13 protein-coding genes are annotated in these 12,884 nt (G+C 63.9%); 4 read left to right on the top strand and 9 right to left on the bottom strand.

The genetic code is table 11. From position 1 onward, the window contains the following. Positions 1–102: 102 nt before the first annotated feature. Together CFE28_14940 and CFE28_14935 are read left to right on the top strand one after the other, a co-directional pair. The gene (locus CFE28_14940) at positions 103–867 is read left to right on the top strand and encodes a methyltransferase type 11 (protein ID OYU71176.1); all 765 of its coding nucleotides are present in this window, start codon (positions 103–105) and stop codon (positions 865–867) included. Positions 868–974: 107 nt separating this feature from the next. After that, positions 975–1,322 (top strand): hypothetical protein, encoded by a 348-nt coding sequence (locus CFE28_14935; GenBank protein OYU71737.1) that lies wholly within the window; start codon positions 975–977, stop codon positions 1,320–1,322. Here the strand turns inward: CFE28_14935 and CFE28_14930 are convergent. After that, positions 1,319–1,768 carry a hypothetical protein gene (locus CFE28_14930; GenBank protein OYU71175.1) on the bottom strand — a complete coding sequence of 150 codons (450 nt, stop codon included), beginning with the start codon at positions 1,766–1,768 and terminating at the stop codon, positions 1,319–1,321. The two genes, CFE28_14935 and CFE28_14930, sit on opposite strands and share 4 nt — an antisense overlap. A 104-nt stretch (positions 1,769–1,872) precedes the next feature. On the opposite strand from CFE28_14930, the gene CFE28_14925 reads away from it, so the two are divergent. After that, complete coding sequence (locus tag CFE28_14925; GenBank protein OYU71174.1) at positions 1,873–2,385, top strand: hypothetical protein; 513 nt, start codon at positions 1,873–1,875, stop codon at positions 2,383–2,385. Here CFE28_14925 and CFE28_14920 read toward each other — a convergent pair. From CFE28_14920 to CFE28_14885, 8 genes are all read right to left on the bottom strand, one after another. Beyond that, complete coding sequence (locus tag CFE28_14920; GenBank protein OYU71173.1) at positions 2,357–3,418, bottom strand: hypothetical protein; 1,062 nt, start codon at positions 3,416–3,418, stop codon at positions 2,357–2,359. The two genes, CFE28_14925 and CFE28_14920, sit on opposite strands and share 29 nt — an antisense overlap. Beyond that, complete coding sequence (locus tag CFE28_14915) at positions 3,252–4,796, bottom strand: acyl-CoA synthetase (protein OYU71172.1); 1,545 nt, start codon at positions 4,794–4,796, stop codon at positions 3,252–3,254. Before CFE28_14915 ends, CFE28_14920 begins: the two co-directional genes overlap by 167 nt. Before the next feature lie 53 nt (positions 4,797–4,849). Further along, positions 4,850–7,957 carry a hybrid sensor histidine kinase/response regulator gene (locus CFE28_14910; GenBank protein ID OYU71171.1) on the bottom strand — a complete coding sequence of 1,036 codons (3,108 nt, stop codon included), beginning with the start codon at positions 7,955–7,957 and terminating at the stop codon, positions 4,850–4,852. A 121-nt stretch (positions 7,958–8,078) separates the two neighbouring features. Next, positions 8,079–8,468, bottom strand: a complete 390-nt coding sequence (locus CFE28_14905; GenBank protein OYU71170.1) for a response regulator — start codon at positions 8,466–8,468, stop codon at positions 8,079–8,081. Between the two features lie 107 nt (positions 8,469–8,575). Beyond that, positions 8,576–9,181 (bottom strand): DNA-binding response regulator, encoded by a 606-nt coding sequence (gene fixJ / locus CFE28_14900; GenBank protein ID OYU71169.1) that lies wholly within the window; start codon positions 9,179–9,181, stop codon positions 8,576–8,578. Beyond that, positions 9,174–10,670, bottom strand: coding sequence for a PAS domain-containing sensor histidine kinase (locus CFE28_14895; GenBank protein ID OYU71168.1), 1,497 nt, complete (start codon positions 10,668–10,670; stop codon positions 9,174–9,176). The genes fixJ and CFE28_14895 overlap by 8 nt, the downstream gene beginning before the upstream one ends. Positions 10,671–10,717: 47 nt before the next feature. Beyond that, entirely contained in the window at positions 10,718–11,545 is an 828-nt protein-coding gene (locus tag CFE28_14890) for a universal stress protein UspA (protein ID OYU71167.1), read from the bottom strand. Positions 11,546–11,583: 38 nt separating this feature from the next. After that, positions 11,584–12,246, bottom strand: a complete 663-nt coding sequence (locus CFE28_14885; GenBank protein ID OYU71166.1) for a Crp/Fnr family transcriptional regulator — start codon at positions 12,244–12,246, stop codon at positions 11,584–11,586. A 226-nt stretch (positions 12,247–12,472) separates the two neighbouring features. Between CFE28_14885 and CFE28_14880 the strand changes: the two genes are divergently transcribed. Further along, positions 12,473–12,838 (top strand): hypothetical protein, encoded by a 366-nt coding sequence (locus tag CFE28_14880; GenBank protein ID OYU71165.1) that lies wholly within the window; start codon positions 12,473–12,475, stop codon positions 12,836–12,838. The last annotated feature ends 46 nt before the right edge of the window (positions 12,839–12,884 follow it).

Genomic DNA, 12,884 nt, shown 5'->3' with positions numbered 1-12,884 from the left:
CAAATTTCGTGTCGCCTATCTGCCGGTCCGGTCGCGGCCGGCGGCCAAGGTCCGCCGATCTGGGCGCCTCGTTCCGAGGCCTGGACGCCCGAGGGGTTTGACATGGCGGCAACACATCTGCGGCGCCTGGCGCGCGGCGTACTCGCGCGCATGGGCATAGCCCCCGAGACTGAAAGGCCGGCGCGGGGCCTGAAGGCCGTCAACATCGCCTTTGTGGATCTGCTCAAGGGGGTCATGCCCCACGAAGAGGCCATGGAGATCGCCATTGGCGGCAATTTTGCCGAAATCGGCGCGGTTGAACTGGCCCTCGTCCAGCATTACGGCCTGCCGCAGGATGGCAGGCTGGTGGACGTCGGGTGCGGATCGGGCCGCCTCGCGCAGCCCCTTTCGGCCTGGATGACCGGCAGCTATCTGGGCCTGGATCTGGTGCCGGACCTGATCGCCCATGCCGCCCGTATTTCGGCGCGGGCTGACTGGCGGTTTGAAGTGGTCGATCATATCGGCATTCCGGACATCGACAGCCACGCCAACATGGTCTGCTTCTTTTCGGTCCTGACCCACCTCCAGCACGAGCAGAGCTACTGGTACCTTGAAGAGGCCCGGCGGGTGCTCAAGCCCGGTGGCAGGATTGTGTTCTCCTTCCTGGAACTCTGCGAGCCGGTTCACCTGCAGATCTTCCGCGACACGGTCGGCCTGGCCAAGCAGGGCGCGACGGCGCCGATGAACACCTTCATCGACCGGGGAACCATCGGGGTCTGGGCCGCCGAGCTGGGCATGGGCATTGTCGACCTGCGGGGCGGCGGCGACGTCATTACAGCCCAGGGCGCCCTGGGCCAGTCAGTCTGCGTTCTGGAGAAGGCCGCCTGAGCCATCTTGCCATCGGGGCTCGTCTGGCGTTCGATCCTGGCCCACCAGGCCCTGCAGGATTGAACCACTTGAGCGACAAGCCGAAGACCATTGACGCCTATCTGCAGATGGTTCGCCCCGACATGCGCGCCGCCCTGGAAGACCTGAGACGGATCATCCAGGAGACCGCGCCGCACGCCGAGGAATGCATCAGCTATCAGATGCCGGCTTTCAAACAGGACGGCATGCTGGTGGCCTTCGCAGCCCACACCCATCACTGCTCGCTCTATGGCTGGAACGGTACGGCGGTCATGGCCATGGCCGACCAGCTGCAGGGCTTCGAGATCAGCAAGGGGACCATACGCTTCACCCCTGAGCGGCCCATCCCGGAGGCGGTGGTGCGTCACCTAGTCCAGGAAAAGATCGAGGACAACGCCAGGCGGGCCCGGGACCGCAGGGCGAAGAAGAAGGCCTAGTCCTGCTTCTTGTAGATGGAGTGACAGGCGCTGCAGGTGTCAGACAGGTCGTTGGCCGCCTTGGCGAGGGCTGCAGGATTGCGCAAGGCTGCGGCCTGGCTGGCTGCGGCTGAGGTGGACGCCATGGCCCTGGCCTGAACCATCCAGTTGACCTCATGCACCTTGCCGGTCTTCGGGCTCTGCAGGGCGACGGCGATGGCCTTCAGCCGATCGGCGTCAGTCTTGATTTGAGACCAACCCCTGGCGTCCGGCAGTTTCTGGTCCGCGCCATTGGCCGGATCCGCCTCGCCGGCCCGATTGAAGAGGTTGGTCGAAGCCCTGTCGACAACCGACTTCATCAGCACGGCCACCTTGGGCATGGGAGACGGGCTATCCATCCGCGCCGCCATGGCGCCGCCGGCGCCGATCACCGTGGCGAAGGCAAGAGCGGCGGCTGTGCGTGACATGGCCTTTGGTCCCGACGAATGATTGAGATGCGGTATTGTCGCACATTGATCTGTTGAGGTCTTTACCGTCGGGTGCAGGTCGCCAGGGTCACAGGAGCAAGCTCATGTCGTCAAACATTGCTGCAGAAATTCACGAGGCGGAACTCAAGATCCTGGCTGAACTCCGGCTGGAACGCCGAAAGCTCCGGGAGAAATGGGCGGCCAAGTCACCCGATACCCTCACCATCGGCCAGAGGATCGCCGACACTGTCGCCGCCACCATGGGGTCCTGGCGGTTCATCATCATCCAGTCGACCATACTGGTTTCCTGGATCGTCCTGAACGTGACCGCCTACGTCCAGCACTGGGATCCCTATCCCTTCATCCTGTTGAATCTGGCCCTGTCCTTTCAGGCCGCCTATGCGGCGCCCTTCATCATGATGAGCCAGAACCGCCAGCAGGAGATCGACCGCAAGGAGGCCGAGAACGACTACCACGTGAACATCAAGGCTGAGCTGGAGATCGAATTGCTACACGAAAAGATCGACGCCCTGCGCCAGCGCGAGGTGTCCCAGCTGACCCGGGCCGTCGCCGAACTGACCGAACTGCTCAAGGCGGAGCGGACAGGAAAGGCCTGACCAGGACCTCAAGCCGCATATCCATCCGGAGCGACCGTCCAGGCTCCAGAATCCTTATTCCCTGGGCGTCCCAGCCAGCTTCACCCAGGGCCAGGGCATCGTTGGCGTGGGTCACGGGTTCCGCGCAGAAGAAGGTCTCGCCCTTGGGCGCATAGACCTGCAGCCAGGCCGCGTTCGACGAGGCTGTCATCCGGACTGTGTGCGTCGGATAGAGGATATCCAGCTGCCCTGACCAACCGGCGTATCCGTTGTCCAGTCCTGCCTCGGCGATCGGGCGGTCGGACAGGTCATAGGCGCCGAGCGCCCGGACCGGCTTGCCTGTGGGCAGGCGCTCGTCATCCGTCAGCTGGACGCCGGAGACCCGTGTCTGGATCCTGACCCCGTCTCCGGTGGGAAAGTAGGGATGCAGACCGATTCCTGCCGGCATGGCCTGGTCGTCGAGATTGCGGACCTCCAGGGACAGGGCGACGCCGCTCTCTGAGGCGACGATGGATTGGACGGCTTCATACCGCCAGGGCCAATGGCCAGGCTCGTGCGCGAACCGCATTCTGGCCTGATCCGGACCCAGCATTTCGGCGCTCCAGGGCGCCAGCCAGGCCTGACCGTGGAGGGGGTGGCGTTCTCCCGGGCGGTTTGGCGGGATGTCGTGGGTCCGGCCCCGAAACCTCACGCGCCCCTCGCGCAGCCGGTTGCAGAAGGCCGCCAGGGGAAAGCAGCCGCATCCGGTGGGGTCGGTCTCCCCATCTCCGGCGGGTCGCAGGACCGGGGTGCGAAGACCATCCTGCTCAAACCAGAGGCCCGAGATCGCCCCGCCGATGTCGGGTGCAAGTTCGATCGTATAAGGGCCGCTGCTCAGGCGCACGGAGTCAAATCTTGGCGTCCTGGTTCTGCCAGTAGGCGTCCCGCAGGAGGCGCTTGTAGAGCTTGCCCGTAGGCAGTCGGGGCATTTCGGCGATGAAGTCCACAGACCTGGGCGCCATGTAATGGGCCAGCTTGCTGCGGGCGAAGGCCAGGAGTTCGCTGGCCAGATCATCGGTAGGCTCGACGCCCGGCGCCGGCTCGATGACGGCCTTTACGGCCTCGCCCATTTCCGGGTCCGGCACGCCGAAGACCGCCACGTCGCCTACCTTGGGATGGGTGACCAGGGCGTCCTCGATGGCCTGGGGATAGATGTTCACCCCGCCCGAGATGATCATGAAGGCCTTGCGGTCGGTGAGGTAGAGATAGCCCTCCTCATCCAGATAGCCGACGTCGCCAAGGGCGTTCCAGTTGTCGTGTTGGGGGTGGCGGGCTGACCGGGTCTTTTCCGGGTCATTGTGGTACTGGAAGGTCGCGACCTCCCGTTCGAAATAGACCAGACCGGTCTCGCCGATCGGCAATTCAGCGCCATCCTCATCACAGATGTGGAGAATCCCCAGGGCCGCCTTTCCGACGGACCCGGGGTGGGCCAGCCATTCCTCGCTGGTGATGAAGGTCGAGCCGGAGGCTTCGGTGCCGGCATAGTATTCATAGAGGATCGGACCCCACCAGCCGATCATCTCCCGCTTGACCTCAACGGGGCAGGGGGCCGCTGCGTGAACGGCCACCCTGTGGCTGGACAGGTCATAGGCTGTGCGGACTTCCGCCGGCAGTTTCAACATGCGGACAAACATGGTGGGCACCCACTGGCTGTGGGTCACCTTGTGCTCTGCAATCATCCGCAGGGCGTGTTCGGCGTCGAACTTCTCCATCATCACAACGGTTCCGCCGAAGGACTGGACGGTAAGCACATAGGAGAGGGGCGCTGCATGATAGAGCGGCGCTGGCGACAGGTAGACCGCCTCGGGGCTCAGCCCATAGCGGTTGACCGACTGGCGCAGGGTCATGCCCTCCGCCGTCGACAGGTTCGGCAGGGGCCGCAGAATGCCCTTGGGCCGGCCGGTCGTACCGGAGCTGTAGAGCATGGACTCGCCCATCCATTCCTCGTCCAGGGGCGTCGCCGGGCTCCCGGCCAGGGCGGCTTCATAGGAACTCCATCCCGGAATGGTTCCGTCGACCATCAGCCTGATCGGGCAATCGGGGATCATGTCTGCCAGGGGTTCAGCCGTGTCCCGCTTGGCGAAGGAGGTCACCAGGGCCTTTGCCCCGCAATCCTGCACGATATAGGCGACCTCGTCCGGCGGCAGGTAGCGGTTGATCGAGGTGACGTACAGGCCGGCGCGGTAGGCCGTCCAGACCAGATCCATGAAGGACAGGTGGTTTTCCATCAGGATGGCGACATGGTCGCCGCGTTTCAGACCCTGGCCATGAAGGAAGTGCGCCAGCCGGGTCGAGTTCTCCTCAAGCTGGGCGAATGTTACGGCGCGTCCGCTGTCCGCCGAAATCATGGCGGGCTTATCCGGCGTCAGACGGGCGTGATCCTTCAGATCCATTTTTCATGCCTCCCAGGTGATTGGAGGCACGATACATGAAGAACGGCGCCTGCCTAGGCTGGGGGGCCGCCGGTTCCTGTCGCCTGGGCGCCGGCCGGCGCATCGGGACCATCAAGGATGTCCGTGATCACCTGCAGCAGTCGTTCGATCTGGATCGGCTTGGCGACCACGTCGGTCATGCCCCGCGCCAGGTACATCTCGATCTGATCAGGCATGACATTGGCGGTGAGGGCGATGATCGGAGTTGGCGACCGGCCCTGGGCGACCTCGCTCTCGCGGATCATCTGGCAGGCCGCCATGCCGTCCATCTGCGGCATCTGCACATCCATCAGGATGACATCCCAGGTATTGGTCTGCCACTGGTGCACGGCCTCAACGCCGTCCGGCACAATGACCGGGTCCACGTCGAACTGGTTGAGGATGGTGCGCAACACCAGCTGGTTCGTCGCATTGTCTTCGGCAACCAGAATGCGCAGGGTCGAGAGGCTGGCTGGCGGCCCAGCCGCCTCCTGTGACCATCTGGCGTCGACCGCTGACTGTGACAGTCGTGGCAGGGGCAGGGTCACTGTGAAGGTCGAGCCCTTCCCGATGCGGCTGTCGAGCTCGACCGAGCCATGCATCAGGTCGGTCAGGTCGTTGACGATGGCCAGACCAAGGCCTGTGCCGCCAAACCGCCGGGTGACCGAGCTGTCGGCCTGGGAGAACTTCTGGAAGAGCCGGCCCTGTTGTTCTTTGGAAACACCGATGCCGGTATCGCTGACCTTCAGGATGAGGGACTCTGCCGGTCGTGACAGGGAGATCGTCACGTGACCCGCCTCGGTGAACTTCACGGCGTTGGACACCAGGTTCGCCAGGATCTGGCCGATCCGGGCAGGATCGCCCTCGAAGAGCCCTTCAGCGCTGGGATCGATCTCGAGGTTCAGGGCGAGTTGCTTCTCATCCGCCAGGGTGGCGAAGGCGGCCCTGGCGTCCCTTACCAGGCCAACGATATCGACCTCGGTCTTTTCAAGCTCCAGCTTGCCGGACTCGATTTTCGACAGGTCCAGCAGATCGTTGAGCACGGCCAGAAGGGCTTCGCCGGATGTGGCGATGACCCCGAGCCTCGACCGTTGCTCAGGAGAGAGTTCACTGCGGCTGATGACCTGGGTCATGCCCAGAACGGCGTTCAGCGGGGTGCGGATCTCATGGCTCATCATCGCCAGGAACTGGCTCTTGGCGCGGCTGGCGGCCTCGGCCTTGTCGCGCTCGACCCGCAGCTGCTCCTGGAGAAGTTCACCCTCAGCGATCTTCTGGGTCAGGGCGACATTGGTCGCCGTGATCTCCCGGCGGTTGGCCCGCAGCCCTTCCCGCGCGCCTTCAAGGCCCACGGCGGCAATCGCCACCTCATCCTGCAGCCGGTTGAAGCTGGCGGCCATCTGCCCCAGTTCGTCCCGGGATCGAACCACCATGGGGGTCATGGGCTCAGTGAAGTGGGCGGCGTCCAGATCGCCCTTGCCCAGGGCTGTCATGGCCTTGGAGAAGTTGAGCACCGCCCCGGAGGCCATCTGTTCCGCCCGGTCGGCGATCTCCTCGGCAGACTTGGCGATGATGCCCGGCAGGACCAGGCCCACGGCGAGGGTCAGAAGGGCGACGCCGACAAAGATGTCTTCCAGAGCCACGGACAGTCCACCGTCCCCGACCGGAATCGACCGCACCGCCATCAGATAGCCGGCGCCGTCCAGCACCAGGACCAGCAACATGGCTCCCGTCAGCGTGACATGAAGGCTGGGTTTGAAGGGCGACTGCCCCATGGCCAGCCGGTCCTCGATCTTGCGCCAGACATAGAGCGCAGCCCCGGAATAGGCCATGGCCAGTCCAAACAGCACCGTCGGGAGCCCGAATTGCTGGAAGCCGAAAATGGCTGAAAGCAGCCAGACGCCTGAAGCGATCAGGCCAAGGGCGATGGTCCCCTTCGGGGCCCGATAGGGACGTTCTGCTTCTGGTGCGTCGCGTCGCAGGAGCCAGGCGGCCACATTTGGCATGCAGACACTGATCAGATAGGTGAAATTGGCGGCCGCGACGAGCCAGATGGGGTCGCCGATCAGCATGAACCCGATCGAGACGCCGGCCGTCAGCAGGGTTGCGACCCATGGGCTGTCCGTGGAAGACCGCAGACCCAGCACCCGCGGCAGCAGGCCGTCTTCACTGAGCTGCGACAGGGCCCGGGATGCGCCAGCAAGGGGCTGAAGCGTGCCGTGGAACATGTTGAACATCATGAAGCCGATGGCGGCGGCCTTGGCGAAGCTGCCCAGGAGTGGCGCAAAAACCGGCCCAAGAGAGATGGCGAGATCCTGTCCCAGCGGGCCGGGGCCCAGGGTTCCCAGCCAGACCACGGGCAGGAAGATGAAATAAACCGTCGCCATGCCGCCGCTGGCGAAGACGGCGATCGGCACATTGCGGTTCGGATTCTTGGTCTCGCCCACATGGCAGGTCGCTGCTTCAAAGGCGGGCGCTGCGAAGCCGATCAGGTAAAGGCCCGCCATGATGGATGTGAACTGACCGAAGAGGCCATCAAACGGCGTTGTCAGGTGAAAATCGAAGGCCTGCTTCCAGTCGACGCTGCCCGAGAAGATGGGAATGAGCATGGCCAGGAAGGCCAGGATCGCCGAGGCGAAGGCGATCGGGACAGCGAAGGCGGTGACCCACTTCAGACCTAGCAGGTTCAGGGTTGTGAAGGCGATGATGATCGCGCTGGCCACAAGGGGTATCGGCGCGCCGGGCAGGACCCAGTGCACAATGGCCGAGGCCGAGAAGATGGCGGTCAGGCCGCAGGTGGGAACCCAGCCCCACCAGTAGCAGGTGCCGGTCAGGGCCGAGAGTAGCGAGCTGTAGGGGCGGAAGGCCCGTGTGCAGACCGCCGCAATGCCGCCCACGCGATTGGGCGACATCAGCACCAGTTCCGTCCAGGCCGGCGCCGCCATCCAGCTGAGGATCAGGCCGACAATCAGCAGGGGCACAGCCGCGCTGCCCTGACCTGGAATGGACCCCTGACCCACAAATAGGGCTGCGATCAGGAAGAGGCTCTGATTGCTGCCGCCCATGGCCAGGGCGGTGGTGCCAATCCACCCCATGCGCCGGGGGTGGTTGTCCAGACTCACATTCGGGTCGGCATGAACGTTCACTGCGGACTACCCCAGTTGCGCGCGGTATCAGAACACATGATTCGCCCCACGTTATAGGGTTCCCATGCGTCATCCAGTGCCCAATCAGCCCTGACGTGTTCAGAGTTGGGGGTATCTGCGCCTAGCTGGCTCTTGCTTCGTCCAGGGCGCGCCAGATGCAACCGACCAGCACATCGCCCAGCAGGGGCTTCTCCACCACGGTGGCCTTGGCGTTCCTCGCCGTGTCCCGCAGGGCGGCGGCAAGGTGACTTGTTATCAGCAGGGCCGGCAGTTTGACTGCGCGGCTGCGGAGCACGGAAAGGGCCTCAAGGCCGCTAAGGCCGGGCAGGTTCTGATCCAGAACCAGGCAGCCGCCGCGGTGGGGCAGGTGCGCCTTCAACAGATCTTCACCGGTCTCGTAGGTGCGGACGTCAAAGCCTTCCAGTTCGAGCGAAAACTTCAGCGCAGTTCGCAGCGCCTGGTCGTCATCGACCAGATAGACAGACGGCGGGGCGGAAGCGATTTGAAGCATTTCTGGCTTGCGGACGGCTGGAAGCCTGTCCGTACCGAGTTTCCCGGGGCCAAACCTTGATACATCGCAAACGCACAACTCCGGACCCGGGCCGGAAGGGCGGCGCCCTAGAATCCCGCCGACATCGCCATGCGCACCAGTTCAGGCAGGCCCTTGGCCCCGGTCTTGGCCATGACGTTTGCGCGATAGACTTCGACCGTCCTTGGGCTGATCCCGAGCTCGTAGGCGATCACCTTGTTGGCCTTGCCGGCGACAACGCCGCGCAGGACCTCGGTTTCCCGGGGCGACAGGGCCGCCAGGACCGAAGAAAACGTCACCTGGCCGGTGGATTCCGCCTCGGGTCGATGTTCGACCAGGGCCCGACGAATGGCGGCCAGCAGCACATCGTCATCAAAGGGCTTTTCCAGAAAATCGACGACGCCGTTCTTCATGGCTTCAACCGCCAGCGGCACGTCCCCATGACCGGTAATGACGACGACCGGCAACTGGGCGCCCTTCGATTTCAGGAAGGACACCAGCTCCATGCCGCTCATGCCCGGCATCCGGATGTCCGTAATCACGCAGCCCGTAGTGTCGTCGGCGATGTCGTCGAGAAAGGCCTCCGCTGAGGCATAGACGGCGTTGGAAAGCCCGGCGCTGTCGAGCAGGAAGGACAATGAGGTCCGCATGGCCTCGTCGTCATCAATCAGGTGGACCTGCGGGGACTTAAGCATGATCGTCCGTCTTCGCGCGCCGAAGGGTGAAGCGGAAGCTCGTACCGCCGGTCGGGCCCGGTTCAAACCAGATCTTCCCGCCGTGAGCTTCAATGATCGTCCGACAGATTGACAGGCCAACCCCCATGCCTTCGGCCTTGGTGGTGACAAAGGGCTGGAACAGCCGGGAGGCGACCTCGGGATCAATGCCCGGACCGGTATCCGTTACGGACACTTCCACCATCTCGTCATCATCCAGTTCGGTGGCCACAGTCAGGGTGCGGACGGGAGAGTCGACCATGCAGTCCAGGCTGTTTCGCATGAGGTTCAGCACGACCTGCTGGATCTGAACCTTGTCCGCGATCACCAGATCCGCATTGGGGGACAGCTCGAACAGCAGCCGGATACCCATTTCCTTGGCCCCGACCATGGCAAGGGCGCCAGCTTCCTCGATCAGTTTGGGAAGGTGTTCGGCCTGGGTTTCAGCTTCCCCCCGGGTGATGAAATCCCTCAGCTTGCGGATGATGGCGCCGGCCCGGAGGGCCTGATCACCGGCCTGGGCCAGGGCGCTCCTGACCTTGGACAGGTCAGGCGCTGGGGCCTCAAGCAGACGGACAGACCCCTTCATGTAGTTCGCGATCGCAGACAGGGGCTGATTCAGCTCGTGCGCCAGGGCTGAAGCCATTTCGCCCATGGAGGTCAGGCGGGAGACGTGGATCAGTTCCGACTGCATTTCCTGCATGCGGCGTTCGACGGCCTGGGTTTCCGTCAGGTCCATCACAAAGCCGGTGAAGTAGCGATGTTCGCCCGACTTCATCTCGCCCACGGACAGTTCCATGGGAAAGGTCGACCCGTCCTTGCGCTCACCGACGACGACCCGGCCGATACCCACGATGCGGGCTTCACCGGTCGCGAGATAGCGCAGGATGTAGTTGTCATGGGCTGACCGGTAGGGTTCCGGCATCATCTCGCTGATGTTGCGGCCTATGACCTCGTCGGACCTCCAGCCAAACAGCCGCTCTGCTGCGACGGAGAACGAGTGGATGATCCCCCGCTCGTCAATGACGATCATGGCGTCAGGCACGGTGTCGAGAATGGATTGAAGGTGCGCCCCACGCTCTTCAGCTTGCCGGATCGCAGCAGCAGCGGCGGCGTTGGAAACCTTCAGTCGCCACCCCCCATAGGCGAAGCAGGGCCCCAGGATGATGTAGGCCGCCACTTCGATCAGGTTTGCAGGCTGTGAAAGCGTCTCGAGCCCGGTCAGGGCCAGAACGCCGGCCAGGCCCAGGGCGGTGAGCAGGAGCACGGATCCCCGGTCAACGATCGCCGCCGCAAGCAGGAGTGACGGGATCAGCAGGACCAGGCCGATATGGCCGGCCATCATGGGCTGCAGGACGGCGTACAGCGCCAGGGAAAGGGCGACCACACCGATCGCCGCCAGGTTCGCCAGAAGGCGCTGCGTCAGGGTTCGACCACTTGAAAGGTGCGTGGACAGAAAACTAAGCGACATGCCTCAGCGATAGGGCGACCGGGAGCCGGGCACAAGGCCATATGGCCTCAGTGGCTGAGCAGGACGAACCGGTCAGGCAGGTGCAGGAGCGTCCTTGTGACCCCGCCAAGCACCCACTCTGTCGCCCGGCTGTGGCCATAGCCGCCGGCCACCACCAGATCAGCGCCGAAGCCGTCAATTTGGGAAAGGATTTCATCCTCCACCCCTCCGCCTGTGGCTGGCGCCACAGTCGGCCGGCAGGACTTCACACCATGGCGCTTGAGCTGTTCAGCCACGTCTGTGGTTTCGAAGTGCAGGGATTCCGCGTCTTCAGCGGCGCCGACCCCCAGGATCATCACCTCGTCCGCCCCCAGAAGGAAGGGCAGGGAGTCATAAACAGCCCTGCGGGATTCGCGACTGTCCTTCCAGGCTATCAGGACCTTCTTTGCGGCCAGGCGTCCGCCAGACGGCGGGACAACCAGGACGGGGCGGCCCGCTGTCAGGATCAACTCTCCAGTGTTGACCGCATAGTTCTTGTCCTGGGCTTCGGCGGTCACACCGCCGACGAGGATCAGGTCTGCCGAGCGCGCCGCGCGGGCCAGGGACGGAGTCGGCAGGTCGCGGATGGAACGCCACGCCTGACGGGCCGATCCGGCATGCTCCTGGAAGCGCTTGTGGGCGTCCTCGAGGTTCTTGGTCTGCTGTTCCACCAGGATGGAGGTCAGCTGGGGCGCCGCCATGCCATAGGGATCGCTGATGGCGTAGACGGGCAGGGATTCTGCCGCCAGACCGACGAGGACAGCGTCCAGGTCTATCGCCAGGGCGGCGGCGGCTTCGACCCTGAGGTCAGAGGCGCCATAGGGTTGGGCATGGGTCAGCAGGGTCCGATAGGACATCGGTACCTCCATTTCGACAGTGGATCGCCAGACTGTTGTCAGGCCGCCAAACGCGCGAGTGCTGCGATATTCGGAGCCCGGAACTTTCGGGTGGCGGTGAAGCAAACGATCCGCGAAGCCTGCAACTGCGAAAGCATGCGCGAAACGGTCTCGATGGTCAGGCCTAGATAGTCGGCCATATCCTGTCGGCCCATGGGCAGGTCGACAGTTTCCTGGTTCGAACCCCGGACCAGGTCCAGCAGGAAGCTTGCAACCTTCTCGCTGGCGGTCTTGCGACCTAACAGAAGCAGATGCTCCTGGGCGCGATCCAGTTCCCGGTTTGTGGTGGCCCAGGTCAGTCTTTCCAGATCGCCGCCGGCGCTCTTCAGGGTCGAGCGCTTCAGGACCAGGATGACGCAGTCCTGCAGGGCTTCTGCGGCGAACCGGTGATGGCTGCTGGTCTCGAAGCCGAAGAGTTCCCCGGCGCGGTAGAAGTCGCCGATCTGGCGACGGCCGTCGCTCATCACCCGGGAGGTGCGCACGGCGCCCTCGATGACCCGGTAGACAAGGTCGGCGTCCTCGTCCTGACCGTAGATCTCCTCATCCTTGGCGTAGGCGATGCGGACGCCCATGCGGTTGAGGATATCGAGCGTCTCATCAACACCGGCCAGTTCTGGCCGGGCGGGCGGGATGGCGTCTTGGAAATCGTAGGCGAGGGACATTGGCAAACCCCGTGTGAACTGATGCACGGGATAGCGCGTGAGCGGCTGCCCTGAAATTCAGGGGCGCCCCCTAAGTAGTCCTACGGAGGCCTGGGTGACCGACCCTGAATTCCCGCGTCCGACCGTGAAAAAGGACATAGGCCGGTCCATGGCAAGTCGCTTTGATTTGGCGCATATCGAACCCAGGCCTCCAGATCCGGAGGAAGGGTCCAGGGGATAGTCCGCCATGTTTGTCGTCGCAGCCTTTACCCTTGCGACCCTGTCGCCGACTGAAGCCGGAGCCATTCCTGCCTTCATGCAGGCCGGGCAGCTTGAGAAGCTCTGCTCGGGCCAGGGCGATCTGGCCGACGCCGAACTCTGTTCCGGCTACATTCTCGGCTCCGTTGATCAGGTACTGGCTGAGCAGGACATCTGGGGGCGTCGCCGCTCTGTCCTTTGCCTGCCGGCCGGGATTACGGTCGATCAGCTGAAATCCGCCGTACAGGATCATTTCCGCCAGAAGCCCGAGCAGTCGACCCTGGCGGCGGCGCCGGTGATCGCGGCGGCCCTGAAGGCCAGTTACACCTGCTCCCTGCGCCGCGGCGGTCGCTAGGTCTCATTTCCTGCTGTTTGACGCGCATCAAAGTCAGCGCCGCCAT

Source organism: Alphaproteobacteria bacterium PA2 (assembly GCA_002256425.1).
GTDB lineage: Bacteria > Pseudomonadota > Alphaproteobacteria > Caulobacterales > Caulobacteraceae > Phenylobacterium.
This window is presented reverse-complemented; position numbering and strand designations above follow the sequence as displayed.

Bases quoted from the DNA above. Each gene is read 5' to 3' on its own strand.
- CFE28_14940 (OYU71176.1), top strand. From the start codon at position 103: ATGGCGGCAACACATCTGCGGCGCCTGGCGCGCGGCGTACTCGCGCGC.
- CFE28_14935 (OYU71737.1), top strand. From the start codon at position 975: ATGGTTCGCCCCGACATGCGCGCCGCCCTGGAAGACCTGAGACGGATC.
- CFE28_14930 (OYU71175.1), bottom strand. From the start codon at position 1,768: ATGTCACGCACAGCCGCCGCTCTTGCCTTCGCCACGGTGATCGGCGCC.
- CFE28_14925 (OYU71174.1), top strand. From the start codon at position 1,873: ATGTCGTCAAACATTGCTGCAGAAATTCACGAGGCGGAACTCAAGATC.
- CFE28_14920 (OYU71173.1), bottom strand. From the start codon at position 3,418: ATGATCTGGCCAGCGAACTCCTGGCCTTCGCCCGCAGCAAGCTGGCCC.
- CFE28_14915 (OYU71172.1), bottom strand. From the start codon at position 4,796: ATGGATCTGAAGGATCACGCCCGTCTGACGCCGGATAAGCCCGCCATG.
- CFE28_14905 (OYU71170.1), bottom strand. From the start codon at position 8,468: ATGCTTCAAATCGCTTCCGCCCCGCCGTCTGTCTATCTGGTCGATGAC.
- fixJ (OYU71169.1), bottom strand. From the start codon at position 9,181: ATGCTTAAGTCCCCGCAGGTCCACCTGATTGATGACGACGAGGCCATG.
- CFE28_14895 (OYU71168.1), bottom strand. From the start codon at position 10,670: ATGTCGCTTAGTTTTCTGTCCACGCACCTTTCAAGTGGTCGAACCCTG.
- CFE28_14890 (OYU71167.1), bottom strand. From the start codon at position 11,545: ATGTCCTATCGGACCCTGCTGACCCATGCCCAACCCTATGGCGCCTCT.
- CFE28_14885 (OYU71166.1), bottom strand. From the start codon at position 12,246: ATGTCCCTCGCCTACGATTTCCAAGACGCCATCCCGCCCGCCCGGCCA.
- CFE28_14880 (OYU71165.1), top strand. From the start codon at position 12,473: ATGTTTGTCGTCGCAGCCTTTACCCTTGCGACCCTGTCGCCGACTGAA.